This is a genomic window from Portibacter lacus (assembly GCF_021533215.1).
In the GTDB taxonomy this organism is placed as follows: Bacteria; Bacteroidota; Bacteroidia; order Chitinophagales; family Saprospiraceae; genus Portibacter; species Portibacter lacus.
Window position 1 is genome coordinate 91,398 of the sequence record NZ_JAJNKA010000006.1, and the last position, 25,657, is coordinate 117,054.

Genomic DNA, 25,657 nt, shown 5'->3' on the forward strand with positions numbered 1-25,657 from the left:
TCTATATTCTTTTTATTTTTAGTAAATTATGTATTATAATAACACAAATTTAAGCAGTTTGTTTCATAGTAAAACCTAGGTAAAAACCCCGATATTGTTGACATTGGGAAGTGTGAAATGGAGTTTTGATTTGTTAGGCCAAAGCCAATGAATCTTTGGTGAAAAACCCGTTGAGCGATTGAAAATAATTTGAAAAAAATATGCTAAATCGTTAATCCTTTCTTTCTGCGATTATTCCAAAGCATTAAGTATAATAATGAAAAAACACTTACCGTCGAACTAAGCGACATAACCTTCCAGAAATTAGCTGGATCATTTTGATATATCCAGGCAGAAACTAGGGATCCTATGCCTATCCCAATTTCAAGTGCTATATACACCGTCGCCATTGCTTTCCCTCTATTTTCCACGGCTGATCGATCTATGGCCCATGCAAAAACTGAAGGCGCAGCAACACCAGTAAAAAATCCAACACAACAACCAGCAGCAAGGAGAACAAATGAGGTGTGTGCAAATGCGAGCAACATCAAAGACAGTGCAAGACCTATGATCGCAAATCGAATAACGATAACACGTCCTAACCGATCTGATGCTTTTCCGGCGAATAGTCTAGAAAGTATCGAAAAAGCGGTGAAATAAGTGAAGAAGATTCCCTTGTTTTCGAGACCTAGAAATACGCTCTGATCCGGAATAATGGTTAGGATGCCACCGAAACAGAAGTAGATGAACACAACCACTAATGCTGGCGCAATTGCTGTGAAATCAATAAACTCAGACTTCTTTAATATCAATAATTTAGGGGTGAATTTGACCCTTTTTTCCAGGGATTCTTTTAATCCAAGTAAAATGAATATTGAGACAAACGCAATTGCACTGGAAAGATAAAACATCGCATTAATACCATATAAAATCGTTAACCAACTTCCGATTGCAGGGCCTAGTGATGCACCTAGATTAAAACTAACTCCCATAATACCTATTGCTTCACCTCTCCGATGGACAGGAACTACATCTGCAACATATGCAGAGGAAGCTGTTGGTTTAAAACCTGTACTAAAGCCATGGAAAAATCTTAACGCTAGAAAACCATATACAGTCGTCATAAATGGGTACAGAAAACTGCACATTACGCAAAATAATGTACCGATAACCATAACTGGAATCCTACCGATGGTATCTGTTAATTTTCCGCTAAAAGGTCTAGAAATCCCCGCAGTTAGCGTAAATAAAGAAATAATAAGTCCTTTATACTCAGCTCCACCTAAGTTCGTCAGGTGTTGCGGAAGTTCCGGAATGATCATGGAGAAACTCGCACAGAAAAGTACCTGGCTCAGACAAAGCAGTAGAAAATTGAAGGTATAAAGTTTGTCCGATTTCGAATTCATCCACAAAAATGGGTATTATGATCAACATCTAAGGTTTTTTTTGAATAAATTTGTGCGATGGCAAAATATAGACTACTCAATAAGGAAGAATTAAAAGGATTAGAAAAAGAGTTCGTAGAATATCTAGTAGTGAACGGAATCGCAGCAGAAGACTGGGAAAGTATGAAAAGGGAAACCCCTAATTCAGCGGAAAGGATCGTTGATCTTTTTTCTGATGTCGTCTTTGAAAAAATACTAAGGAATGTCAAATTTCTAGAGATTCACGAAAAGAAATCCATAAGAACTTTCAGTTGTGGTTCAGAGGAGATCGAGCTTATCACGATGGAATTAGAAACAGATGATGCTGATTTCACAAACCCGAATTTTATTTCTCAGGCAATGCTGAACCCACCGAAAGATCTACTGGTCTATAGAACTGAAAAACCGTACAGCGATGCACGAGAGCTAGAAATATTTAAGATGATCGAAAACGGTTGTCTCGTTTCTAATGGCAAGTTGCATCAGACGCTTAGCGTTGCCATTGATAAGCTATGATCGGAAAATTCTACAATTTTTACGTCAATTCATTTAAAGGACTTTCTAAAGAAATCTGGTTACTTTCTGCTGCATTTCTGGTGAACCGAGCAGGAACAATGGTCATTCCTTTTATTGCGATTTATATGACGCAGGACCTTGGTTTTGACTTGATTCAAGTCGGCTGGATCATGTCGTTTTTCGGACTTGGTTCTTTAGCAGGGTCTTGGCTAGGTGGGAAATTAACTGATATCTTCTCATATTATAAAGTCATGGTGATGAGTCTTGCGATCTCTGGAATTGGCTTCGTGCTCTTTTATAAGTTGAAAAGTTTCGAAGCCATTTGCATCGGAATGTTTGTCTTAATAACAATTGCGGATAGTTTTAGACCTGCTGCATTTACAGCCATAGATGCTTATTCGAAGCCAGAGAATAAAGTCAGATCGATATCACTCATTAGGCTTGCCATTAATCTAGGTTACTCTATCGGGCCAGCGATAGGAGGCGTCATTTATTATGCTTATGGTGCTCAATATTTATTCTACATAGATGGCTTCACATGTTTTGCTTCTAGTATTTTTACTTTAATTGTCCTTGCGCCTAAGAAAATACTGTCAACTGATGAAGAAGAAATTGACATAAAACCAGAAACTATTAAAAGTGTTTGGAATGATCGACCCTATCTTACAATGATGGGAATTTTGTTCCTGTTTAATCTGGCTTTTTTCCAATTATTTGTCAATGTTCCACTCTTTTACAGGGAAGTATACCTGCTTAATGAGAAAAGCATTGGTTATATTATGGCCCTGAATGGAGTTGTCATTTTCTTACTTGAAATGCCTTTGGTTAATTTCTTAGAATTGAAGAAAGCGAAAGCAGTTAAAGTAGTCCTTGCTGCCTGTGTTCTCATTTCCATTTCTTATTTGATTCTCAATGTTGTTTTCTGGGTTCCGATTCTTATCGTGAGCATGTTGTTTTTGACATTTGCAGAAATGTTAGGTTTTCCTTTTTCTAATTCTTGGGCATTGAATAGAGCTCCGAAAGGTAGAGTGGGGCAGTATATGGGATTGTACACTGGCGCCTTCGCTTTATCTCACATTATCGGCCCGAATCTAGGTATGCGGATCTCCCAAAGTTATGGTTATGATGCGAGTTGGTATGTTATGGGAGGCCTAGGGATTGCTGCTAGTTTGATGACTTTGTACTTGTTGAAATCCCAAAAGAAGTTAGGTCTTTCTTAAGAGCAAGTCGTCATCCCATTCACCATTTATTTACGGCGCTAACATTTCTAGGTTAAAAAACAATACGAATGTAGGTCAATGATAGACATTGAGAATGAAAGTATTCACAGCTACGACTGTCACCTTGATACAGGAAAATAAAGCCTAAGATCAACTAGACCCTATATTCCTCAATCTTAAAAGACAGCTTATAAAATCCAAGCAATAATTCCTGCAATGATAGAAGTCAAAGTACCTATTAAAGACCACTTGAAAGCGTTTCCACCAAAAAGAAGGGCGATTAGATTTCCAATAATAGGAAGGAAAAATCCTAATAGAAAACCTCCAATATTAAAATCACTTGCTCCAGTTTTGTAGTATTCTTCCGCATCGAATTCTTCACCATTTCTAACTTTTAAGAACATTTTCGCTTTCATCACTCGAAATACGATGTGTTCTTTAAATGTTAATCTCTTCTGGGTAGCTTTTCTAATATCTTTGGTACTCAGACTTAAGAAATCATTTGCTTCTAATTCATTCTGGAATAGGTAAGTTTCTACAGCAGATTGATTGGCCATTGTATTTACGGCAAAAGCATTGGCACTGAATAAAAAACAAATGCTAAAAGCTAAACTTTTTATTATGTATTTCATGTTATGCATCTTTTATATCGTTTTCTAAATCTTCTAAATCTTCTTCTGCAGAATCGGCAATGTTTTCAGCAATATCAGAAATTTCGTCCATTTTGGTCTTGGCATCGGCCGTTACGCTATCTATTTTACTACCGATATCTTCTTTAACATCAGCTATTTGGTCACCAATATTTCCAGCAATATCCTTTCCTGCCTCAATCGCTTCATTTGCCTTAGTTTCTGCACTGTCAGCAACATCTGACGCTTTAGATGCTACAGAATCTGTTATCTCTGCTACTTCGTCCTTGATATCCTGAGAGATTTCGCTGGCATCTGCCTTAATTTCTAATAATTTATTCTCTGCATTGTCAACGATTATTTCTGCATCATCAGCAATTTCGTCTCCATCTCCATCTAAATCTTCAAAACCAGCTGCCTTTACTTGTTTTTTCGCACTATCCACGACATCCGTTACGTCCTCAGAAGGAGTAATAGTGATTTTTCCTTCACTGAATGCACCGTGATCTCCATCCGCATAGGCTGCAGCTTTAGAAAAGAAATCATCCGTATCTTCTAGTAGCGATCCACTAGCGTCAAGCGGTGTATCTGCAAACTCGGACTTGGGATTAGCTTTTTCATCAGCAGCCATTTTTTCAGCCTTTTCTATCGTATCATCTAATTTCTCACCTAAATCATCTGTGATTTCCTTAGCTCTTTCTACGATTTTATCTTTGGCTTCTAGTACTTTCTTTCCTACTTTCTCAGAAACGTCCATTCCTTTTTCCATCAGATCGCCTCCGACTTCGATAACTCTCTTACCGACTGCTTCAGAAACATCTGCAGCTTTCTCCACTACAGGACTGTCTGCAATCTTTTTTCCGATATCTTTTGCCGTGTCTACCACTTTATCTTTAGCATCTCCTAAAGAACTGCCAGTTTTCTCAGCTGTCCCTTTAAATGAGTCCCTTACTTTGTCGAAACCATCTTCAGCTGCGTCTTTCGCATCTTCGAAAAAATCAGAAGATTTATCTAGAATATCCTCTCCTATGTCTTTACCTTTTTCTACAGCTTTTCTACCTGCGCTCTTACTTACAGACTTAACTCCGAATAATAGTTTTCTGAATTCACCTAAAAATCCCATATCTTAAATTTTATTTTTCACAAAATAATTAATATTAGCAAAATAAGTTAATAAATATTAAAGTGGTTTAAGAACTCAATGGTACATACAGCCGTTTACTTTAAGAAATTAACTATTATCGAAATGGAAAAATGTCGGTTTTGGTCTTTTTTGTGATCTATAGATGATAACTTGACCCTGCTAATTTAATGGTCAGACCAAGATTTTTTTAAAATACATACAGAAGTAAATAGAATGGACTCAAAGGATACTCAGCTTGAATTGCATAAAACACTCGAAGAGATTCAGAATATTAAGAATGTCAGGAAGCATTATGCTAAGACTACTTCTGAACTTACTAAAGCGTATAAAGAACTTGAAAAGTTTGAAAAATTACTTGATAAAGAATACAATGACTGGAAACAGTTAGAGTCGATGAGTCTGAAATCTTTATTTCATAAGGTTTTAGGAAGTAAAGAGGAACAAATTGAAAAAGAAAGGCAAGAATACCTTCAGGCATCTTTAAAGTTTAACGGGATGAAGAAAACCGTTGATATCTTAGAATATGAAAAATCACTACTAGAGAAAAAGTTGATTGATGTCACACTTTTGGAAAATAAACTGAAGACCCTGAAAAAGCAGCGGTCTAAAGAATTGATGAATTCTAATTCGCCTATCGGGAAGGAGTTACGCGAGTTGCTCAAGAAAATGGATAGGCAGGTCATTCTGAGAAATGAAATAAGAAGGGCTATTCATACAGGAAATGAAGCTGCGAAAAGCTTGGAGAGAATGCTGGCTTTTCTACAACAAGCGAAAAACTGGGGAAACTGGGATATGGCAGGAAAAGGAAGAATGGCAAGTTATAATAAGCATGATGCCGTGGACCGAGCTAGAGAAACTGCATTTCAGGCTAAGCATGTTCTAGGTAAATTTCAACAGGAATTGTATAATTTAGGAGCAGGATCATTCACTTTCGATATTAGAATTGATTCCTTAAGTTCATTCACAGATATTTTCTTCGATAACTTAATTTCTGACTGGATCATTCAGCAAAAAATTAAGAATGCGCTTTCTAATGTTTATTCTGTGAAAGACAAAGTGAATAGAATTGTTCAGTCATTAGGTAGTGACTTACAGAAAGTAGATCAGCAAGTGGAAACGTATAATCAGGCTAAAGAACAGATTATTCTTAATTCTTAAGTTTTGTGATTTCAAAAGGTGTTCCTGGCCAGCGTTCATTTGGCTTCACTTTATAGACGATACCAGAAATGATGTATTCGGTAGAATCTTTAAGGGCGTAATCCGAAGCATTACATACGGAATACCTACTGCCAGTCTCCTTATCTTCTAATAAAGTTAGATCTCCTGTAGAAGTACATGTTAATTTTACAGACTCGATTTTCTTAGTCACTTCACGATCGGTATAACATGGAGTTTGATTGCATTCCGTTATAGCAAATGAAAAAACAAAGAACAAAGAAGCGGCTAATATTTTCATATTTCGATTATAATTCCGATAGTAGGTAAAACCCTTCCAGAATCACTTGTAATCAATTCTGTCTGGTATTGATTAGGATTTTCAGGATCTAACTTGAAGCTTCCATCTTCATTCCTAACTGGTACTAAGTAAGGTATATATTCTATTGCAGAACTAGAAATATTTTGAATATCTAAGTAGAAATTAGCGGTGAATTTCTTGTAATAAACGTTTTTGTCAATTCGGAAATCAAGTGTCCGAAATGGTTTCAAGAAAGCTGTGTTTAACTGATCATAGTCGAAAATGCCTCTTCTATTCAAGTCCCAAAATGCTTTCTGAGAAGATGCAGATTGGTCAAATGGAGTATAAGGCGACGCACTCGCGAAAGTGAATTTCCCGCCTATTTGCCAGTTTTTACCAAATGTCTTAGCATATACCAAGTTTAAAAAATGTCTGGTATCCCATGAAGAACTTACAAAGTCTCCATTCTTATCTTCAAATTCACTGACAGAATAGTTATAGGAAGCAGACCAGAGGCTGTTTTTTCGGAATTTCTTCTGAATAAATAACTCAACACCATATGCTCTACCTTTCGTAGTAGAGGACGCTGGTTGATTACCGACGGCTACATAATCTGCATTCGCATTCGCAAATGAAATCGAGTCTCTTAATAGAAATGGATATTTATCATATTGCTTATAGAACGTCTCTATAGAAACAATCTTATCTTCAGAAATCTGATAACTATAACCTAAGGCAAGTTGATTCGAATTAATGTATCCGATTCTATTCTGATTAACCAACGCTCCATCTTCAGAATAGGCTAAGATAGTAGAAGGAGGAAGTTGGTAATATGACCCAATATTTGTACTGATTGTAGACTTATTTGTTACTTTATAAGATGCTGAAATCCTAGGTGACACTTGATCTAATGGATTTTGTGTAAGATCTCCGTATGAGTTTGCGTCCATTCTTAATCCGCCGAAAATGTTTAATTTATCGTTTAAGAATTTACGACTGTAAGAAACAAAAGCACCATAAGCAAGGGTCGATAATTTAGAATCAAAGTCTACGATAAAAGGTAGGTTTTCTTGTCCAATTTCTATCGCATAATTATCTAGGCTGAATACTGAGTTTTCAAGGGAAACACCGAATCGAAGCTCATTATCGCCAACATAAATGTTTTGTTCAAATCTCGCTTGTGTCTTCATTTCAGTAGCATCATAATCAAACCACAAGTCTTCTTGCTCGAAGGAATTGTCAAAATATTTAATCGCCTTATTTCTGAAATAGCTAGTGCTTAATATGATTGTTGAGTATCCATAATCAGAGAATTTCTTGTAATTCAGACCTAAAGTATGCACATTTTGGTCACCCTCTGGAATGTATCCTGTATTGTATAATAGTCCGACAGAAGCATCAGGTTTATTCGCATCATCTAGATTTAACCTAGATTGATCAACTGCTCCTATTCCAATAATTTTTAATTCATTTCGCTTCCATCTGGACTCAAACTTGAAGTTATAATCCGAGTACGCTGGCAGAACTGGAAGTTTAAATGCTTTCAGATAATATTCTGAGAATGACTTTCTACCTGATATGATGAAATTTGAATTTTTGCTCAATGGTCCTTCTAGACTTAATCCTACATCTGTAGCTCCAAGTGTGAATTTCCCACCAAGTCTGTCTGTACGCCCAGATCTTGTATTTAGATTAAGTACAGAGCTGAGTGCATTATAACGATTTGCTGGAAAAGCACCAGTTATCAGATTCGCACCTTTTAACAGGTCGACATTTATCATTCCGTTTGGTCCACCAGAAACCCCTTGAACAGAAAAGTGATTAATGGAAGGAATTTCTATTCCTTCTATGTAGAATTTATTTTCGTGTGATGCTCCACCTCTCACAATAATATTGTAACCAAATGATACTTTAGGAAGAACGCCAGGTAAGTTCTTAATGACTTTAGAAACGTCTATAGTCGTTCCAGGTAGTCTGGTGATTTCGTTAATTCCGATAGACTTAATGGAAAGTGGTGTTTCTGATGTTTTCGATTGTGATTTTCCCTTAACGACAATTTCATCAAGGTTAACATTGCTTTGCTTCAAGGTCACCACAAGATTATTAGGCTTGATGGGATCTACTTTAACTTGGTGGTATTTCTTAGATTCATAAGAAAGGTATGAAACGGTTACATTGTGATAACCCGGTTTTAATTCGATAGAAAAATCTCCAAGACTATCCGTAGTAAATACTTGAGCTTCATTATCTATAGAGATATTCGCATATGGCAATCCTGAACGATCTAGAAAGTCAATAACACTTCCTTGAATTAATCCAGACTGAGCATTTAACAAGTTACCAACTAAAACGAAAAGCGTAAATAATAGAATTTTTCTCATAACATTTCTAATCCATCGCAAAATTACAATGAACTAGCTTCCTTTCCTTACGTTAATCGTCATTATAGTGTCAAAAAAGAACTCTATTTGTTGAAAACAGAGAGCTTAATCTTGGTCTTAGATCCTCCTTGTGGTAAGGCTGATGCGTTAATTTCCAATTTATTCTTACCCTTCACATAAGAAGCGAAGTACAAGTCATCTTCATGAATGTCAGAAATCCTTCTTCTTGCTTGTAGATCTTTCCATCCTAAGTCCTTAATATTTGGCTGGAAAAATTCTCGTAGAAACGATGGTGGATCATCCGATTCTATAGTGAATGAATGGATAGTTTTAACACCTTCATTGATTCCTTCTACACCTTTTAACGTTCCTCTTCTATATTGAGGTAGTCCAAGTTCTGTCCACATTTCTGGGTAGGCTGCATCGAAAGCAGAAGTATCTATTTTCGCCTCACCGCTATTGTTGCATGAAACAGAAAATAAGTAGATAAAGAATACGGAAGTTATTAAGAATGCTCTCATATGTTTTTTAGTTGAAGTGACAAATTTACACCTATTTTTAAATATTAAAAAATTAATTAATATAAAGTATTTTATTAAAGTCGATTAAAACGTCTATATTTGCCGTTAAATACGACAATATGAAATTGAAAGGCCGAGGAGCAAGCATCAACCCAAGTCATCGATTTGAACATTTTAATAAAATAAACGATGTTTTTCAAGATTTAGCGCATGAAGAAGCAGAATCTCCGAAAACACAAGTCATTCCTACTTTCCCTAAAACCATTGTGAATCCTGTTGTTTCAGATGATCTGCCGTTTGGTTACTCACTTAATCCATATCAAGGTTGCGAGCATGGTTGCATCTATTGCTATGCGCGACCTACTCATAATTATTGGGGATATAGTAGTGGGTTAGATTTTGAGCAGAAAATATTAGTTAAGAAAAATGCTGCGGAACTGCTGGAGAATAAGCTTAAATCTAAGAAATGGAAAACGGCACCGATCGCCTTATCTGGAAATACGGATTGTTACCAACCTATAGAAGCAAAATTAAGAATCACCAGATCTTTGCTTGAAGTCTTTTATAGTTATCGTCATCCTGTAACCATCATAACGAAGAATAGCCTGATTCTTAGAGATTTAGATATTCTCAAGAAATTGAATGAACATCATCTATTGCATGTTGCAGTTAGTGTAACTAGTTTAGACCAGAAGTTGCAACAAAGATTAGAACCTAGAACAGCATCACCTCAGGGGCGTTTGAAAATTATAAAAACGCTGTCCGATAGCGGTATACCAGTAATGGCGATGATGGCGCCGATTATACCTGGACTGACAGACTTTGAAATCATGGCACTCGCAAAAGAAACTGCAGATCACGGTGCGAATTCATTTTCCTATGGAATTGTTAGATTGAATGAAGATCTAGACCAGCTTTTTATTCAGTGGCTAGACGATCATCTTCCTGATCGAAAAGACAAAGTGCTGAATAAGATCAAAAGTATGAGGAATGGAAAATTGAGCGCTACGATTAAAGAGGGAAGACACAGTGGACATGGAGAGGTGTCGAAAATTATCAAGCAACAAGTAACATTGGCACGAAAACTATATTTTCCGAATCCTAGAAAAGTGGAATTGAACTTGGATTTACATTATAAATACAAGTCGAATCAGTTGTCATTATTTTGACGAGCTTATCAGCTTTTTTTATGTAGGTCAATGTTTTACTGGTAGCTAGAAATGAGCTTTTCGTTTTCACAAAGTAATTTTGCGAAGGTCTGGTAATTTCTTAGTCATATACTTTTAAGGTATGATTGACACTAACAAAAACATATTTTCAAGACTTTACACATGTTTAATATTAGAGCAATGTGGATTTTACATTCAGCACTTACCTTTGTAACATATCGAAAGATTAAATATTAGAATCTCGTTTCGTTACTATATAGCTGAAAAGAAGACAATGCCGAAAGCTGGTGATTGTCTTCTTGTTTTTTAAGGAAGAACTCAAGTACATATTAATATATAGTTATATGTGTCTTAACATGCGGTTTACAATCAGAAGCTATTATTGTTATCAAAATATAAATAGATGCGTAGACCTGAAATTGTAGTTTTATCAGATATTCATTTAGGAACTTATGGTTGTCATGCAGATGAACTTTTAGACTACTTGAAATCGATTCAACCTAATATTCTAATATTAAACGGAGACATCATCGATGGCTGGCAGTTTAAGAAGAATTATTTTCCAGCGAATCATTATGCGGTCATTCAGAAATTTATAAAATTCCTAAAGCAAGGCACTAAAATATACTATCTAACAGGAAATCACGATGATTTTCTACGCAGAATATCAGGTTTGCAAATCGCGGATTTCAGTATTAAAGAACATTTGAATCTGACCATCGATGGAAAGAAACACTGGTTCTTTCATGGAGATGTTTTCGATAGTTCCGTTACGATTTCCCCTTGGATAGCTAAACTGGGCGGAAAAGGATATGACCTCCTGATTCGAGTCAATAGAATCATAAACCGAACACTTGCAAAAATGAATAAGCCACCCATGTCTTTTTCTAAGAAGATTAAATCTAGCGTTAAGAATGCCGTAAAATTCATCAGTGATTTCGAACAGACGGCCATAGATATGGCGGTTCATGAAAAAAATGATGTGGTGGTGTGTGGCCATATTCACCAACCGATCATTAGAAAAGAAGAGGTGAATGGAAGGTCGATTCTTTATCTGAATTCTGGAGACTGGGTCGAAAACCTTACTGCGCTAGAATATGAAAATGGCGAGTGGAAACTATATGATTATTTCGAATCAATAGAAATTACTTCAGACGAATTAATGGAAGTAAAATGAGAATATTATATGCGACCCAAGCAACAGGAAACGGCCATTTGATAAGGGCAACAGAATTAGTACCTCAACTTAGAAAGTATGCAAAAGTAGATGTGCTAATGAGTGGTTACCAAGGTGATATTGAACTGCCATTCAAGGTTAAATATCAATATAGAGGACTGAGCTACATGTTTGGTAAGAATGGGAAATTAAACGTTCTCTCCTCTTTAAGGCATGCTAGGATAATGCGCTTATTAAAAGATGTAAACAGTTTTCCTGCCTATAGGTATCATGCCATCATAAGCGACTTTGAACCTGTGAGCGCCTGGGCAGCTAAGTTGAATAAAATACCTTGCTTGGGACTTAGTCATCAAGCCTCCTTTATGAGCGAAAATACGCCTCGACCTAAGAAAAGAGATTTACTCGGTGAATTGCTCCTTAAGAAATATGCCCCGATTAAGTCATACTTGGGATTTCACTTTGACAGCTATGATGAACAAATTATCAGTCCTATCATAAGGAAGGAAGTTCGAGCCTTGAAAACGATCACAAGAGATCATATCACTGTATACCTTCCCGCCTTTAGTCATAAGCATTTAACCAGATTGTTTACGAAATTTAAGGATACCAATTTCCATATCTTTTCTAAGACGCAATCATGTATAATCAAAAACGATAATTGCACGGTTTATCCTATTTCTCAAGATACTTGGCTATTGAGTTTATCCAGTTCTACAGGCGTCATTATGGGCGCAGGATTCGAAGGGCCATCCGAAGCGCTTTATTTAGGAAAGAAATTAATGGTCGTTCCTATGAAAGGCCAGTACGAGCAAGACTGCAATGCAGCGGCATTAGCTAGAAAAGGTGTTACCGTTCTGAAAGATCTTGAAAAGGAATTTGAATCTAGATTTGCGACTTGGTTAAAAGAAGAGCCCATTAAGATTGATTTCCCGGATCATGTAGAGGAGTTAACTCAACGTATCATAACATTTTTCGAGATACAAAATCAAATGGTGTTCGATGTAGCTAGATAATTTCCTCGAATTCGAAGTCATCAGACAAGCCAGAAGATAGAATATCCATTCGAATGGTTTCCATTGCGGAAAACTGGGCCATTATTCGTTCTATAATTTCAGGAGAAATGACGGTTTTCACATCGTTAACGCTACTGATGGTTTCGGATTCTCGAATTTTGTATGTTTGTTCGATTCCTTCATTTTCAAATTTCACTGCATAACGATGATTCATGTGCATAATCGTTATTTTACACAACGGGTGTTCTATATATCCAACAATTCTCATGAGTTATTTTTTTTGTCAATGTTTTTAGAAATCAATTGATAAATAGCTTTTTGATCGACATCGGAAAGCAGATCTAGCTGTTTATCCATTGTATTTTTATCTTGACGCTTAGCGGGGCCAGTCTGATTAAGGGCTGGATCATTATAGAGAGCAGATTGTGCTGTCTTTAAAATAAGAGGAGTGATCAATTCAAAGTTTAACCCTTCAGCATTAAGGAGCTCTTTTGCAATAACATACATGTGGTTTGTGAAATTATTGGCAAATACAGCTGAAAGGTGGACCACCTTTTTTTGATCTTCACTAAGGTAGTATTTATGATTCGAAAGATGTGCTGCCCAGCGATCTAACTTTTCCTTGGTGTATTCATCTGAAAAAGATATGGAAAGAGGTGTTTCTTTTAACACCAAGCTTGAATCAGATTTAGAAATGGTCTGGATAGGCCACATAATTCCCGTGTGATGGAAATGTTCGTGAATTTCAGAAAGTCCCATGCTACCCGAAAAATGAATAATCATTGTCGAACTTTGCAAATGTTCGGATAATTTAGCTGTTACGGACTTTATAGCGTCATCATTGACCATTAAGAAAACTACATCTGTATCTTCTGGAATAGCTGCATAATTATAGATGATGTTTATCTGACCATCACCTATAACGAGCCTAGCTTTTTCTTCCGATCGAGCAAATATGCTGCTGACATTCAATTCCGCAATTTTAGAAATCGCTGGAGTAAAATGAGATGCAATATTTCCAGTACCGAAAATGACAGCATTTAGCATTATGCAACTGCCTTTTTGTTTCGCATTCTGATACCCATGCCAATTAGCATTCCTATCAGCATCATTATAGAGCCTAGCCAAAATAAATTGATTCCAGGAAAAACGATAGATTCGATAACAATGATATCCGATCTAGGAACATTGTTCGCTATTTCTAATGGCACCTCGAATTGATCTCGTTCATCTTTTGCTATTTGGAAAGTAAGATTACCTGTCTTAGGATCAATGCTCGTAAATTTAGCATGAATACCAGATTCTGGATCATAGTCTTTAACTGAACTTTGTCTAGAGCCTCTTATGAGGTAAACTGGTTCTAATTCTACCTTCTTACCATTGCTTATGAATTCAAGTTTGCTACCGATTGCAATGTCATCATCTTCTTTTCGATATGCTTTATTATCAGGAGTTTTATTGAAGCCTAAGTGTTTAAGCGATAGGTCTCCAAGTTCTATGATATCACCTTCTTTCATAACAATTTCTTCATATTCCACATCTTGTTCAATCGTGAAGAAACGTTCGAAGAAACTTTCGTTAATCCTGATTCGCATGTTGAGATCATTAATCTCTTCATAGTATTTATATACAACTGCACCTCGTAAAACAACAACTGGTTTTATATTAAAAACTTCGTCTGGGTTTAGCTTGTCCGTTACCTTTAAGTCAAATCCTACCGCAAGATCATTTTCTTTAGGTTCATAGTCCTTATGAACAGGATTGTAATCGATTCCTATGATTTCGATATCTAGTGTGTCACTGATAAATGGACTTTCAGTCGTAATCATTTGTGGAGCATAATTTAAGGTATCCTCCATTTCCTTTGAAAACTCCATTTTCATCAACTGCGCTGGTAATCCGGCAATGTGAGTGAAAATGTCTTTATGCAGATAGTGTTTTGTAGAAGGATTAAATGCTACGATTTCCGTTTTGTCGTTCGAATAGACAGAAACTGGATTAATATGAAATTCTTCAAGAATCAAATTATTAGAATCCACTTTGGTGAAGGAAATATCATAAGTTCTTTCATTGTTTACTAAAGTATCACCTGTCCATTGAACCCAATAGCCATTCATGAAGATCGGCTTTTCCTTAAGTAGCGTCACTTTCTTGTTCAGACTTTCATCTTCCATGATATCTCTGAAGACGAATTCATTATTAGATATATGTCTTTTATTAACTCCTGAAGCTAAGATCCCAACTAACATAATACTGAAACCCAAGTGAGAGCAAAACGAAGCACTATTTTTCCATTGGAATTTATTGAATCCCATAAAATAGTCGATGTTGCTGACTATTCCGAAAACACCTGCAACCATCAGTACGAAATAGGGTACAGACTCGATTTGTAACCACATATTAACAACGAATGTTAGTACTAGTGTCCCAATGATGGAGATAACCGCATGCTTCTTTAGTTTCTTTTTGAAAGAATCCGTTATTCGCCCATTATATCTCAAAAATTGAGCTAGAGAAGATAGTAAGACGATGAATACTGCGATCCAGATCTGGTTCTTATTATAATGCTGAATCGGCTCGTTAATAACAAGTCCCACAAAATCAGGATCAAATAACTCAGCTATTTTATTATAGATAGGTAATGAAGTAGATGCTGTAATTAAAATGGACGAGAAAAGTAAAATAATGGCACCGATAAACATCCAAAATTCTCTTGAGTTTATTTTATCGTCGGGCTGTTTGGTAATTATTTTTCTGTTCTTGAGATATACGAATAAAGGAATTGCTGTGAAAACAATAATCAATAGCAACAGCTGATTCTCAAGGCCCATTTCTGTAAAAGCATGAACTGAAGTTTCACCTAACACACCACTTCTCGTTAAGAACGTAGAGTAGAGGATCATGACAAAACTCAAGCACAAAAGAATGAATGAAGATTTAACCCCTCTGCCAGTACTATTCGTAATCAAAAGTGAATGCACAGCAGCAACCATAATCAGCCAAGGAACTAGCGACATGTTTTCTACTGGATCCCATGCCCAATATCCCCCAAATGAAAGTGCTTCGTAAGCCCAAGCTCCACCCATTAAAATACCAATTCCAAGAATTCCACCTGAGAATAACGTCCACTTTAAGGTAGGCTTGATCCAAGCTTGAGGCTCTTTAAGCCAGAATCCAGCAATTGCGAAGCAAAATGGAACGACTGTCGATGCAAATCCTAAAAATAAAGTTGGTGGATGTATGGTCATCCAATAATTTTGGAGAAGTGGATTAAGTCCTGAACCGCTCAAAAGGCTTACATAATCTGCATTTTGAAAAAGTGGAATATCCATGGTATCTCTAAAGAGCAGGAGTGGATTACTTCCAATTTTTACCAGTGTTTCTCCGATTTCAAATTGGATTCCTAAGATCATAGAAATGAGTACAACTTCTACTAGTGCTAAAATACTTAGTACTGGAGCTTCCCATTTTTTTCCATTGAACATAATGATACATCCTAACACAACATGCCAGAACATCCATAGTAAGAAACTACCTTCTTGGCCTTCCCAGAATGCGGAAGCAATGTACTTCATGGGTAAGAAATCATTCACATGCTGCGACACATAAGCATACTCATAATAATGATTAACCATGATATAGAATAATATCGTGATAATCCCTAGTACACTAACCGTATGAGCCAGAAAGCCAATTCGACCTAGGGTCTTCCAAGCTTTACTTTCTTCAACGTTATTCGTTGCTTTGAAATAGGTGAATGAGGAAAATATAGCTGAAACAAAACCTAAGATGATTAGGAAGTGTCCTATATTTTTTGGCCATAAGTGTTCGCCAAAATATTGAATTTCTTGCATGTGTTATTATTCATTTTTTCTAAGCATCACTTCTTGATCCTTATACTTAGATGGACATTTCAGCAAAATATCTGAAGCGTAAAAAATATCATTTTCTAATTTTCCTGTAACGACTAAAGATTCAGACATTTCAAAATCCTGTGGTTTAGAATTTTGGTAAATAACTTTCATAGATTCACCTTTCTGATCTTCCATGAAAAAGGTGGTTAGATTAGCATCCACGTTTGGATCATAAACAATAGGTTTGTTTTTGATCAAAAATCCAGAAACCTTTACTTTAGAATTAGATTTAGCATCGCTAAAATTAGCATAAGTGCTTACATCGCTTGTTGCTGAAATTAAGTATCCAATTCCAGCTACAATCATTAAAATACCGATAATATATGCTTTTTTCATAGTTCGTATATTTAATGCCGCAAAGGTAATGAGTTAAAGTTAATAACCCACTTTTTAGGGACTTCTTTATACTGATTCTAAATTATTTTAGCTCTTGTTTTATGATGGATGCTATTTCTTCAGAATTGAACCTGATCATAGCATGTGTTCCATTTTTTATTTTATAGTCAATGTTAGCCCCATTCTTCAACGGGAAAAGTGGGTCTCTTGTTCCATGAACATGAACAATGTTGTCCGGCAAGCTCTCATTTTCCCAGCAAACGATGCGATTGAAAGACCATTTTAGAAACTCATTATCTGAGGACTTGAAAACCCTCCGAAACCAATGATAACTAGAGATGTTCTTACCGTAAAATGGCATCAGGATATCAAGCCCAAATTTCATGAGATTCGGAGAAAATAATTTGTAAGTTCCTGATTTTTGTAAAACACGGAAAAGCATTGGTTTTTCAAGTTTGGTTTTGATCGTCGAAATGGCGATTATTTTTTTGACGGGTTGTACTTTGTTTATTTCTATGCTTAATACACCACCTAGAGAAACACCTATTAGAATATCATTAGATGTAATATGATAATGATCAATAAAATGGCTAGCATAATCTTCAAATGTCTGACAATCTTGAACTGGAAGCCACTCGGTGAAAAGCGCTGGATGGTCGATACCACCACTTGACTTAAGGTTGTCATACAGCGTAGAATCTGTTCCGAAAGAAGGAATAAACACTAGTCTTACCATGCAAGTCTCGCTTCAGGTCCAATAGAATGATCACTAAAATCATTATCTAAATATTTAAAGTAGGCAGAAATAGCAATCATAGCTGCATTATCAGTACAATATTCGAACTTAGGCACAAAAACAGTCCAGTGATTTGTTAAAGCTCTTTCTTGTAGCGCATTTCTTAGTCCGGAATTAGCGGAAACACCTCCAGCTATAGCAACTTGTTTTAAACCAGTCTGTTTGACTGCTTTCTCAACTTTGTTGAGTAAGATGTCCACTATTTTATGTTGGATAGAGGCGCAGATGTCCTCCTTGTTATTTTCTATAAAATTAGGATCTAACTTAGTTTGGTCTCGGAGGAAATATCGAAAAGCAGTTTTTAAACCACTAAAACTAAAATCTAATCCATCGATTCTAGGTTCTGGAAAATCAAAAACAGGATTACCTTTTGCGGCAAGTCGATCAATTTCTGGACCTGCTGGGTAGGGCAGACCCATCATTTTTCCGGCTTTGTCGAATGCTTCGCCTGCTGCATCATCTAAAGTAGTCCCTAAAATTTTCATGTCATTATGCGATTTTACCTTTATTATTTGTGTATGTCCGCCTGATACAGTTAAACATAAAAAGGGAAAGGTTGGTTTCGGATCTTCTATGAAATGTGCCATCACGTGTGCTTTCATATGATGAATTTCAATAATAGGAATATCTAAACTTAAAGCTAGTGATTTAGCAAAACTAACACCTACGATGAGAGAGCCAAGTAAGCCAGGCCCTCGCGTGAAAGCAATGGCATCAAGGTCTGACAGCTCTATGTCTGCCAATTTCATCACGTGATCTAGCAGCGGAATAATATTTTCTTGGTGTTTTCTGGAAGCCCATTCTGGAACAACACCACCATAATTTTGATGAATTTTTTGCGTGGACACACCATTTGCAATTATTTTATCATCTTGAATGATAGCAGCAGCTGTGTCGTCACAGGATGATTCAATTGCCAAAATATAAATAGATTTCATTTTTTCATTTTATATTGATACACGAATTAAATAAAAATAGTATTATTGTGAGTGTAGAAAACGAAAAAACAATTAAAATATGCGACTATTACTAAATGTACTTTTAATATTAGGAATTGCAGGACTTGCATACCTTTTATTTTATAATGTAAAGGAACCTATAGCTTTCCAAGCTGAAAAGACCAGGAGAGAGACTAAAGTGGTTGATCGGTTAAAAGACATTAGAACTTCACAAGAGTTATATAAAGTTATTACGGGAGAGTATGCTGCAAATTTTGATACGCTAGCATATGTCTTGAAAACAAGAGATATTCCACAATTCAAAGTTGTCGGTAACCCTGATGATCCTACTGCAGGTTTTACAGTAGACACATTATATTATGATACGAGAGATTCTTTAAAGGCTTTAGGTATCAATGTGGATTCACTTAGATATGTTCCGTTTACAGATGGTAAAGTAATATTTGACATGGATGCAGATACATTGACTTATCAGCAGACATTAGTGAATGTTGTAGAAGCAGGAACTCAAAGAACAAATTTTATGGGGAGATTTGGTGACATCAAGTACTCTAAGTACGATAAAAGTTATGATCCAAATACGATCTTGAAATTTGGAAATATGAACTCACCAAGCTTATCTGGAAATTGGGAATAATTACTGAATACAGGCTGGAAAAAAAATATAAACATAACATGCTGTCCGTAATCTTCGATTCGGACAGTTTTTTTTATGCAGTATCTGATATTAATAATAATCTGAAAATAGCTGTGAAATTTCAGCTAGAAGAAGATCCCATTACAGAAATTCCAAGAATCATCGCTGAGGAATCCTTAGCTGATCATTATTATAGCGCTGTCAATATATTCAGTAGAAGCAGTAAATTTATTTTCGTACCTAATGCTGAATATAGTTATGGGACGGAATCTACCTTTATCCAAAACAGTTTCGAACTTACTAATGACGAAGTTAATGTAGATTTATGCAGTAGTGAACGCTTGAATATCATTCATGCTTATCCGAAAGCGTTTCAGAAAGCATTTCATTCTTTAAAGAGTGAAAACAATTTTCGACATGTTAGTTTAGCATTTATAGAAGGTATCAGTGAAGATGGCATTCATATTTCAGTTACTCCTTATGGCACTACTATTTTAGTCAGAAATAATAGTCTGTTTGTTTATTACAACCAATTTCAGACAGAGACCGCAGAAGATAGCTTATATTTTGTGATGCTAGCTTTTGATCAATTGGGCTTAGATCCTGAAAGGGATAAATTATTTCTTGATGGAACTACTGATCGAAAGGATGAATTAAAAGAATTATTAAAAAACTATGTCGTAAACATTTCAACTGCTCCTGGAAAATTCAGCAATATGTCTGATTCCGAAGATCTTATGGACTTATACTTAGCTTCGATATGCGAATAATTTCAGGAACCTTTAAGGGAAGAAAGTTTTATCCACCCGCAAAGAAGTGGCCTACAAGACCTACTACAGATTATGCTAAAGAGGGCTTGTTTAACATGCTGATGAATGAAATTGATTTCGAAGAAACTAAAATGCTGGATCTTTTTGGCGGGACTGGGAATCATTGTTACGAATTCATTTCTAGAGGATGTAATGATGCTACTTATGTCGACAAGTTCGGGCTTGCGGTAAAATTTGTCCACCAAATTGCTGGCGAATTAGAAGTGAGTGATAAAATAAATGTCGTAAAATATGATGTTTTTAAGTATGTGGCGAAGTGCACAGAAACATATGATTACATATTTGCTGGGCCTCCATATGCACTTCCTACCTTAGATAAGCTGCCAGATGAGATATTTGCAACTAATATATTGAGCAAAGATGGACTTTTCGTACTCGAGCATGATCATACAAATGATTTTTCAGACCACCCTAATTTTTTGAAACAGAGAAGTTACGGATCTGCGATTTTCGCCTTTTTTGCCCATTTGAAATAAAATAATCGATTTAAGGTTTAAATTTGCATTTATATGACTGCTATAGAAGAATTAAAAGGGATAGTTTATAAATCACTGAAAGATTTATGGGAATACGAAGTTGATCAAGATGCAATTTTAATTAACGAAACAAGGTCAGAATTTGAAGGTGATTACACGGTAGTGGTTTTTCCATTTACGAAAGCCTTAAGATTGCCTCCTCCGAAGATTGCAGAAATGCTTGGTGAATATCTGGTAGAAAAGGAAAATAACCTTATTGCATTTAACGTCATCAAAGGTTTTCTAAACCTTACCTTTTCTAATGATTATTGGAAATCTTCACTTTCAGACATTAATACAGACAAAAAGTACGGCTTTCACCCAGCTAATGGGAAAAAAGTATTAGTGGAATTCTCTTCCCCAAATACGAACAAGCCTTTACACCTAGGACATATTAGAAATATTTTACTTGGTTGGTCTAGTGCTCAGTTGCTAGAAGCAGCAGGATATGAAGTAGTTAAGGCCCAAATAGTAAATGATAGAGGAATCGCTATCTGTAAGTCAATGTTAGCTTACCAACTTTTCGGAAACGGCACCACTCCTGAAAAATCAGGGACAAAGGGAGATCATTTGATCGGAGAATTTTATGTTAAATTCGAGACTTCCTTCAAAGAAGAATATGCTGCTTGGCAAGAAACTGCGGAGGGAAAAGAAATTTACGAAGCTAATAAAAAAGAAGGCGAAGAGGAAGTTCATTTTTATGGTCGTTACAAAAATACCTATTTCAATACTTACAGCAATCTAGGACTTCAAGCGAAAGCGATGTTGCTTAAGTGGGAGGAGGCGGATGAAGAAACCATAGCATTGTGGCAGCGAATGAATAGCTGGGTTTATGAAGGGTTTGAACAGACATATAAAGAGCTAGGTGTACATTTTGACCATAATTACTACGAGTCGAATACCTATAAGTTAGGTAAAGAATTAATTAGTGACGGATTAGCTTCCGGTGTGTTTTATAAGAAAGACGATGGAAGCATATGGGCAGATCTGGAAGATGTGGGAATGGATCAGAAGATCGTATTAAGAAGTGATGGGACATCTGTATATATGACTCAAGATATAGGAACTGCGCATATTAGATATGAAGATCATGGTTGTGATCGAATGGTTTATGTGGTAGGAAATGAGCAAGATTATCATTTTGAGGCTTTGTTTGAAATATTAAAGAAGCTCGACGAACCGTATGCGCATGAATTATTTCATCTTTCATATGGGATGGTAGATCTTCCTACTGGAAAGATGAAATCTCGAGAAGGCACAGTTGTTGATGCTGATGATTTGATTGCGGATGTAATAGAAGAGGCGAGACTAGGTTCGAAATCGAGAGGAGAGTTAGATAATATTACTAAGGAAGAGCAAGACGAAATATTTAGAAAGATAGGACTTGCGGCTTTAAAATACTTTATCATCAAGGTGAATCCTAAGAAAAGGATGACTTTTGATCCGAAAGAAAGTGTAGATATGCAAGGCCAGACAGGGCCATATATTCAGAATGCTTATGTTCGGATCCAATCGATATTGAGAAAAAGTGAAAACTTAGTTGAGGCTAGAGATGTTGATTATAAGGAATTAGAATCAATAGAGATTGGCTTAATTAGAAAGATGGAGCAATTTTCGGCAATAATAGAAGATGCTGCTGAGAAATTAGATCCATCGAACATGGCTAATTATTGCTATGATTTAGCAAAAATGTATCACAGGTTCTACCATGAATTTAAAATTCTAAGTGCAGAATCTGAAGAAGCGAAACAATTTAGGTTGAAGTTAAGTGAGGCGGTTGCCCAAATCTTAAAGACTGGAATGGAATTATTAGGTATAGAGATGCCGGAAAGAATGTAGAAAAGAAAAGTAATGAATGAATCGTTGAATTTTATTGAGCAAATTATAGAGGAGGACATTGCTTCAGGAAAGCATAATGGCGAAGTACATACGCGTTTCCCTCCGGAGCCTAATGGTTTTTTACATATTGGTCACACGAAGGCTATATGTATCAATTTCGAAACGGCAGCAAAGTATGGTGGAATTACTAACCTTAGATTCGATGATACGAATCCGACTACGGAGGACACCTCATTTGTAGAGGCTATTCAAAGAGATATCAAATGGCTTGGATTCGACTGGGAAGACAGACTATATTTTGCTTCAGATTATTTTGGTCAGTTATACGAATTTGCTGAAAAGTTAATAGAGAATGGCTTGGCTTATGTAGATGATTCTACTTCTGATGAAATTGCTGAAATGAAAGGCACACCGAATCAACCGGGAAAGAATAGTCCGTTTAGAGATCGTTCTGTTGAGGAGAACTTACAGCTTTTTAGAGCAATGAAGAACGGAGATTTTCCGGATGGTGCTAAAGTGTTAAGAGCAAAAGTTGACATGGAATCTCCAAATATGTTGTTAAGAGATCCTCTAATATATAGGATTAAGCATGCGCACCATCACAGAACTGGAGATGATTGGTGTATCTACCCGATGTATGATTTTGCACATGGTCAGTCAGATTCTATTGAGAACATTACACACTCTTTATGTAGTCTTGAGTTTATTCATCATAGACCTTTGTATAATTGGTTTATTGAGAAATTAGGAATCTATCCTTCTAGACAGATTGAATTTGCTCGAATGAATGTTGAATACATGATTACGAGTAAGAGGAAGTTATTGAAACTGGTTGAGAAAGGTCTAGTCTCAGGTTGGGATGATGCAAGAATGCCTACCATCGCAGGGATGCGTAGGAAAGGATATCCTGCAGCTGCTTTAAGAACTTTTTGTGATAAAGCAGGTGTAGCGAAGCGAGAGAATTTAATAGAAATCGAATTATTAGAATCGTGCGTGCGAGACGAACTAAACAAAATATCTGATAGAGTTCATGTAGTCATCGATCCTCTAAAAGTAATTATTACTAATTACCCAGAAGGAAAGGTGGAAATGATAGAAGCCATTAATAATCCTGAAGATGAAGGTTCTGAAACTAGAATGATCCCATTTTCAAGAGAGATATGGATAGAAAGAGAGGATTTCAGAGAGGCACCTAATAAGAAATACTACCGAATGGGGCCAGGAAGGAATGTAAGATTGAAAAATGGATACATCCTGCATTGTGAGGACTATAAGAAGAACGAGGAAACTGGAGAAATCGAAGAGATCTACTGTACTTATTATGAAAACAGTAAATCAGGAGAAGACGTTTCAGGCGTGAAAGCGAAAGGTACTCTTCATTTTGTATCTGCAGAACAAGCTGTCAAGTGTGAATTAAGATTATTAGATTACTTGTTTACTGATCCTACTCCAGATGGTCATGATGACAAAGACTTTTTAGACTTTTATAACGAGGACTCGATCAAAGTTGTGGACGCATATATGGAACCGGCATTAGCTAAAGCTAAGGAAGGTCAATATTTTCAGTTCATTAGAAATGCTTATTTTACCTTAGATCCAGATTCTACTGAGGATAAGAAAATTTTTAATCGGACAGTCGCTCTTAAAAGTAGCTGGAAGAAATAACAAATTATTGTTAAAAAAACTAAAGCCTCTATTATTGAAAATAATAGAGGCTTTTTTATTTCTTGAGTACTATTTTATTTTACTTCATTTGTGCATTTGCTGCAGCTTCAGCATCATCGATTCTAATAATTTCGCTCATGACTTCATCTAAGTATTCAGCACCGATTCGCTTCATTATAATTTCTCGCTTTTCATTTAGAATGAATATTGATGGTGTCTGTTCTACATTATACTTCGCTCTAAAATTACTCAGGTGGTAAGTATCGGAAGCATTGATCCATAGATCCATTCCTTTTTCATCAACGGATTCCCAGCAAGCTGGTTCCTTGTCACGATGTTTCGTACACACTGCAAGTATTTCTACGTCTGCAGAATCTTTGTATTTTTTATAAAAATCTATCATATGAGGCGTTGCTTTTTTGCAATGTCCACAGTCTGGTGCCCAAAAATATAAGATTAGATATTTAGATTCTATTTCGGATAACGTAATTGGGGTACTATCTCGTCTGAATACGGTGATGTCCTGTGCCATTTTGCCAATTAATGTTGGTCTTATCTTATTTGCCTCAGTGACAATCTTTGTTAGATTTTCTTCATCTACCCAGTCCGCTTTTCCTTTAGCATAATAGTTATCTACTAGATGTACATAAATAGCATCTTGTCCTACCACTTTAGCTCCAGCATAAGTATTCAGAAAATAACTCAGGTAAAACTTGTAGGTTTCTTGTGCCGGCTCCATTTTTTCAAGGATGAAATCAATGGCTTGAATTAAAGAATCCGGTGCTTGCGATGTTAACTTATTAATATAAGAATCCACTTTATTGTGTACAAATGGTGTTCTTAGGTACACAGGATTTCCCAAATCAATATTTTCAAAATAGTGATTTCTATAGTATTGATATTGTTTAAGTTTCACTTCTTCAGCGCTTCCTTGGAATTCAGGAATTTCTACATCTTTCGTTGACGAAATGAGTGTAGAAGTAATGGTGTTCGGATGATTGTCAATGATGTTTTTCTGATAGGCCTTTACTTCAGCATCAATTGCTTTCCTTTTAAGATCAATGCTCTCCGTGGATTCACCTTTTTCTTTCTTGGCATTCATCTCACTAATTAATGCTTCATTTTGAGTCCCTTTCTTATTTAGAAAAGTTACATAGTCTAGAAACAGTTGGTTGTCGGCTGAGCCTTCGATGATGGGTTTACCAAGGTCGAGAGTATCCAGAGCGATCGAGAAATTTTGCTCTTGATCATTGACAAGGAACTGAATGTATCTATTATTCGGAGACATTAGCAGTAAGTATACACCGCTATTTAAATTTTCTTCATTTTCGTAAAGGAAATGATCTTGGTCATTTCTCATGACTGTATCAAGAACAAGTTGGCGATCACCATAATAATATCCAATAACAACAAAATCCTTGTCGTAATTTTTAAAAGTGATATCTATTTTGGATTGAGAAAAGCCTAGGTTTATGGAAAAAGCAATTAATGCAATAATTGAAGTAATCTTCATTCTTTCTTTATTTTCTAAAATAAT

Annotated in this window: 24 protein-coding genes; 11 read left to right on the forward strand and 13 right to left on the reverse strand. The window is 36.0% G+C overall.

All coding sequences use genetic code 11. The features are described 5' to 3' along the window. Positions 1 to 203: 203 nt before the first annotated feature. Complete coding sequence (locus L2586_RS11545; protein ID WP_235293053.1) at positions 204 to 1,385, reverse strand: MFS transporter; 1,182 nt, start codon at positions 1,383 to 1,385, stop codon at positions 204 to 206. Positions 1,386 to 1,442: 57 nt separating this feature from the next. Between L2586_RS11545 and L2586_RS11550 the strand changes: the two genes are divergently transcribed. After that, positions 1,443 to 1,919 carry a DUF6495 family protein gene (locus L2586_RS11550; RefSeq protein ID WP_235293054.1) on the forward strand — a complete coding sequence of 159 codons (477 nt, stop codon included), beginning with the start codon at positions 1,443 to 1,445 and terminating at the stop codon, positions 1,917 to 1,919. Continuing rightward, positions 1,916 to 3,139, forward strand: a complete 1,224-nt coding sequence (locus tag L2586_RS11555) for an MFS transporter (protein WP_235293055.1) — start codon at positions 1,916 to 1,918, stop codon at positions 3,137 to 3,139. The genes L2586_RS11550 and L2586_RS11555 overlap by 4 nt, the downstream gene beginning before the upstream one ends. Positions 3,140 to 3,327: 188 nt before the next feature. Here L2586_RS11555 and L2586_RS11560 read toward each other — a convergent pair whose 3' ends face one another. Beyond that, the gene (locus L2586_RS11560; RefSeq protein ID WP_235293056.1) at positions 3,328 to 3,771 is read right to left on the reverse strand and encodes a hypothetical protein; all 444 of its coding nucleotides are present in this window, start codon (positions 3,769 to 3,771) and stop codon (positions 3,328 to 3,330) included. Position 3,772: 1 nt separating this feature from the next. Continuing rightward, positions 3,773 to 4,891 (reverse strand): hypothetical protein, encoded by a 1,119-nt coding sequence (locus L2586_RS11565; protein WP_235293057.1) that lies wholly within the window; start codon positions 4,889 to 4,891, stop codon positions 3,773 to 3,775. Between the two features lie 234 nt (positions 4,892 to 5,125). Here L2586_RS11565 and L2586_RS11570 point away from each other — a divergent pair, with 234 nt between their 5' ends. Then, positions 5,126 to 6,070, forward strand: a complete 945-nt coding sequence (locus L2586_RS11570; protein WP_235293058.1) for a hypothetical protein — start codon at positions 5,126 to 5,128, stop codon at positions 6,068 to 6,070. Here L2586_RS11570 and L2586_RS11575 read toward each other — a convergent pair. The 3 genes from L2586_RS11575 to L2586_RS11585 all read right to left on the reverse strand — a co-directional run bounded on the left by L2586_RS11575 (position 6,060) and on the right by L2586_RS11585 (position 9,270). After that, entirely contained in the window at positions 6,060 to 6,368 is a 309-nt protein-coding gene (locus L2586_RS11575) for a hypothetical protein (RefSeq protein WP_235293059.1), read from the reverse strand. The two genes, L2586_RS11570 and L2586_RS11575, sit on opposite strands and share 11 nt — an antisense overlap. Next, positions 6,365 to 8,749: a TonB-dependent receptor gene (locus L2586_RS11580; RefSeq protein ID WP_235293060.1), complete on the reverse strand. Its 2,385-nt coding sequence runs from the start codon at positions 8,747 to 8,749 to the stop codon at positions 6,365 to 6,367. Before L2586_RS11580 ends, L2586_RS11575 begins: the two co-directional genes overlap by 4 nt. 83 nt (positions 8,750 to 8,832) lie before the next feature. Then, positions 8,833 to 9,270, reverse strand: a complete 438-nt coding sequence (locus tag L2586_RS11585) for a hypothetical protein (protein WP_235293061.1) — start codon at positions 9,268 to 9,270, stop codon at positions 8,833 to 8,835. A gap of 119 nt (positions 9,271 to 9,389) precedes the next feature. Here L2586_RS11585 and L2586_RS11590 point away from each other — a divergent pair, with 119 nt between their 5' ends. From L2586_RS11590 to L2586_RS11600, 3 genes are all read left to right on the forward strand, one after another. Beyond that, positions 9,390 to 10,439: a PA0069 family radical SAM protein gene (locus tag L2586_RS11590; protein WP_235293062.1), complete on the forward strand. Its 1,050-nt coding sequence runs from the start codon at positions 9,390 to 9,392 to the stop codon at positions 10,437 to 10,439. A 403-nt stretch (positions 10,440 to 10,842) separates the two neighbouring features. Further along, the gene (locus L2586_RS11595) at positions 10,843 to 11,616 is read left to right on the forward strand and encodes a UDP-2,3-diacylglucosamine diphosphatase (protein ID WP_235293063.1); all 774 of its coding nucleotides are present in this window, start codon (positions 10,843 to 10,845) and stop codon (positions 11,614 to 11,616) included. Then, a complete protein-coding gene (locus tag L2586_RS11600) occupies positions 11,613 to 12,629 on the forward strand; it encodes a glycosyltransferase family protein (protein ID WP_235293064.1) in 1,017 nt (338 codons plus the stop codon). Before L2586_RS11595 ends, L2586_RS11600 begins: the two co-directional genes overlap by 4 nt. Here L2586_RS11600 and L2586_RS11605 read toward each other — a convergent pair. The 6 genes from L2586_RS11605 to tsaD all read right to left on the reverse strand — a co-directional run bounded on the left by L2586_RS11605 (position 12,622) and on the right by tsaD (position 18,613). Further along, entirely contained in the window at positions 12,622 to 12,897 is a 276-nt protein-coding gene (locus tag L2586_RS11605; protein ID WP_235293065.1) for a hypothetical protein, read from the reverse strand. The genes L2586_RS11600 and L2586_RS11605 overlap by 8 nt on opposite strands. Continuing rightward, complete coding sequence (locus L2586_RS11610) at positions 12,894 to 13,676, reverse strand: Rossmann-like and DUF2520 domain-containing protein (protein WP_235293066.1); 783 nt, start codon at positions 13,674 to 13,676, stop codon at positions 12,894 to 12,896. The genes L2586_RS11605 and L2586_RS11610 overlap by 4 nt, the downstream gene beginning before the upstream one ends. Then, positions 13,676 to 16,483 (reverse strand): cytochrome c biogenesis protein CcsA, encoded by a 2,808-nt coding sequence (gene ccsA / locus L2586_RS11615; RefSeq protein ID WP_235293067.1) that lies wholly within the window; start codon positions 16,481 to 16,483, stop codon positions 13,676 to 13,678. The genes L2586_RS11610 and ccsA overlap by 1 nt, the downstream gene beginning before the upstream one ends. A 6-nt stretch (positions 16,484 to 16,489) precedes the next feature. Next, on the reverse strand, positions 16,490 to 16,879 hold the full coding sequence (locus tag L2586_RS11620; RefSeq protein ID WP_235293068.1) for a cytochrome c maturation protein CcmE domain-containing protein: 390 nt from the start codon (positions 16,877 to 16,879) through the stop codon (positions 16,490 to 16,492). An 82-nt stretch (positions 16,880 to 16,961) separates the two neighbouring features. Beyond that, positions 16,962 to 17,615 carry an alpha/beta hydrolase gene (locus tag L2586_RS11625; protein ID WP_235293069.1) on the reverse strand — a complete coding sequence of 218 codons (654 nt, stop codon included), beginning with the start codon at positions 17,613 to 17,615 and terminating at the stop codon, positions 16,962 to 16,964. Next, entirely contained in the window at positions 17,609 to 18,613 is a 1,005-nt protein-coding gene (gene tsaD, locus L2586_RS11630) for a tRNA (adenosine(37)-N6)-threonylcarbamoyltransferase complex transferase subunit TsaD (RefSeq protein ID WP_235293070.1), read from the reverse strand. Before tsaD ends, L2586_RS11625 begins: the two co-directional genes overlap by 7 nt. 79 nt (positions 18,614 to 18,692) lie before the next feature. On the opposite strand from tsaD, the gene L2586_RS11635 reads away from it, so the two are divergent. From L2586_RS11635 to L2586_RS11655, 5 genes are read left to right on the forward strand one after another with little or no spacing between them, the layout of a single operon-like run. Beyond that, positions 18,693 to 19,271: a hypothetical protein gene (locus L2586_RS11635; RefSeq protein ID WP_235293071.1), complete on the forward strand. Its 579-nt coding sequence runs from the start codon at positions 18,693 to 18,695 to the stop codon at positions 19,269 to 19,271. 38 nt (positions 19,272 to 19,309) lie between these two features. Then, the gene (locus tag L2586_RS11640; protein ID WP_235293072.1) at positions 19,310 to 20,041 is read left to right on the forward strand and encodes a DUF3822 family protein; all 732 of its coding nucleotides are present in this window, start codon (positions 19,310 to 19,312) and stop codon (positions 20,039 to 20,041) included. Then, positions 20,032 to 20,577 carry an RsmD family RNA methyltransferase gene (locus tag L2586_RS11645; protein WP_235293073.1) on the forward strand — a complete coding sequence of 182 codons (546 nt, stop codon included), beginning with the start codon at positions 20,032 to 20,034 and terminating at the stop codon, positions 20,575 to 20,577. The genes L2586_RS11640 and L2586_RS11645 overlap by 10 nt, the downstream gene beginning before the upstream one ends. Positions 20,578 to 20,610: 33 nt before the next feature. Continuing rightward, positions 20,611 to 22,455, forward strand: a complete 1,845-nt coding sequence (argS, locus tag L2586_RS11650; RefSeq protein ID WP_235293074.1) for an arginine--tRNA ligase — start codon at positions 20,611 to 20,613, stop codon at positions 22,453 to 22,455. Positions 22,456 to 22,467: 12 nt separating this feature from the next. Continuing rightward, positions 22,468 to 24,120, forward strand: a complete 1,653-nt coding sequence (locus L2586_RS11655; RefSeq protein ID WP_235293075.1) for a glutamine--tRNA ligase/YqeY domain fusion protein — start codon at positions 22,468 to 22,470, stop codon at positions 24,118 to 24,120. A 79-nt stretch (positions 24,121 to 24,199) separates the two neighbouring features. On the opposite strand, the gene L2586_RS11660 is transcribed toward L2586_RS11655, so the two are convergent. Next, positions 24,200 to 25,633: a thioredoxin-like domain-containing protein gene (locus tag L2586_RS11660; RefSeq protein WP_235293076.1), complete on the reverse strand. Its 1,434-nt coding sequence runs from the start codon at positions 25,631 to 25,633 to the stop codon at positions 24,200 to 24,202. Positions 25,634 to 25,657: the final 24 nt, after the last annotated feature.

Bases quoted from the DNA above. Each gene is read 5' to 3' on its own strand.
- L2586_RS11660 (WP_235293076.1), bottom strand. From the start codon at position 25,633: ATGAAGATTACTTCAATTATTGCATTAATTGCTTTTTCCATAAACCTA.
- L2586_RS11580 (WP_235293060.1), bottom strand. From the start codon at position 8,749: ATGAGAAAAATTCTATTATTTACGCTTTTCGTTTTAGTTGGTAACTTG.
- L2586_RS11595 (WP_235293063.1), top strand. From the start codon at position 10,843: ATGCGTAGACCTGAAATTGTAGTTTTATCAGATATTCATTTAGGAACT.
- L2586_RS11590 (WP_235293062.1), top strand. From the start codon at position 9,390: ATGAAATTGAAAGGCCGAGGAGCAAGCATCAACCCAAGTCATCGATTT.
- L2586_RS11550 (WP_235293054.1), top strand. From the start codon at position 1,443: ATGGCAAAATATAGACTACTCAATAAGGAAGAATTAAAAGGATTAGAA.
- L2586_RS11555 (WP_235293055.1), top strand. From the start codon at position 1,916: ATGATCGGAAAATTCTACAATTTTTACGTCAATTCATTTAAAGGACTT.
- L2586_RS11645 (WP_235293073.1), top strand. From the start codon at position 20,032: ATGCGAATAATTTCAGGAACCTTTAAGGGAAGAAAGTTTTATCCACCC.
- L2586_RS11545 (WP_235293053.1), bottom strand. From the start codon at position 1,385: ATGAATTCGAAATCGGACAAACTTTATACCTTCAATTTTCTACTGCTT.
- L2586_RS11655 (WP_235293075.1), top strand. From the start codon at position 22,468: ATGAATGAATCGTTGAATTTTATTGAGCAAATTATAGAGGAGGACATT.
- L2586_RS11560 (WP_235293056.1), bottom strand. From the start codon at position 3,771: ATGAAATACATAATAAAAAGTTTAGCTTTTAGCATTTGTTTTTTATTC.
- L2586_RS11605 (WP_235293065.1), bottom strand. From the start codon at position 12,897: ATGAGAATTGTTGGATATATAGAACACCCGTTGTGTAAAATAACGATT.
- L2586_RS11640 (WP_235293072.1), top strand. From the start codon at position 19,310: ATGCTGTCCGTAATCTTCGATTCGGACAGTTTTTTTTATGCAGTATCT.
- ccsA (WP_235293067.1), bottom strand. From the start codon at position 16,483: ATGCAAGAAATTCAATATTTTGGCGAACACTTATGGCCAAAAAATATA.
- L2586_RS11585 (WP_235293061.1), bottom strand. From the start codon at position 9,270: ATGAGAGCATTCTTAATAACTTCCGTATTCTTTATCTACTTATTTTCT.
- L2586_RS11610 (WP_235293066.1), bottom strand. From the start codon at position 13,676: ATGCTAAATGCTGTCATTTTCGGTACTGGAAATATTGCATCTCATTTT.
- L2586_RS11635 (WP_235293071.1), top strand. From the start codon at position 18,693: ATGCGACTATTACTAAATGTACTTTTAATATTAGGAATTGCAGGACTT.
- L2586_RS11575 (WP_235293059.1), bottom strand. From the start codon at position 6,368: ATGAAAATATTAGCCGCTTCTTTGTTCTTTGTTTTTTCATTTGCTATA.
- L2586_RS11620 (WP_235293068.1), bottom strand. From the start codon at position 16,879: ATGAAAAAAGCATATATTATCGGTATTTTAATGATTGTAGCTGGAATT.
- L2586_RS11600 (WP_235293064.1), top strand. From the start codon at position 11,613: ATGAGAATATTATATGCGACCCAAGCAACAGGAAACGGCCATTTGATA.
- tsaD (WP_235293070.1), bottom strand. From the start codon at position 18,613: ATGAAATCTATTTATATTTTGGCAATTGAATCATCCTGTGACGACACA.
- L2586_RS11625 (WP_235293069.1), bottom strand. From the start codon at position 17,615: ATGGTAAGACTAGTGTTTATTCCTTCTTTCGGAACAGATTCTACGCTG.
- L2586_RS11570 (WP_235293058.1), top strand. From the start codon at position 5,126: ATGGACTCAAAGGATACTCAGCTTGAATTGCATAAAACACTCGAAGAG.
- argS (WP_235293074.1), top strand. From the start codon at position 20,611: ATGACTGCTATAGAAGAATTAAAAGGGATAGTTTATAAATCACTGAAA.
- L2586_RS11565 (WP_235293057.1), bottom strand. From the start codon at position 4,891: ATGGGATTTTTAGGTGAATTCAGAAAACTATTATTCGGAGTTAAGTCT.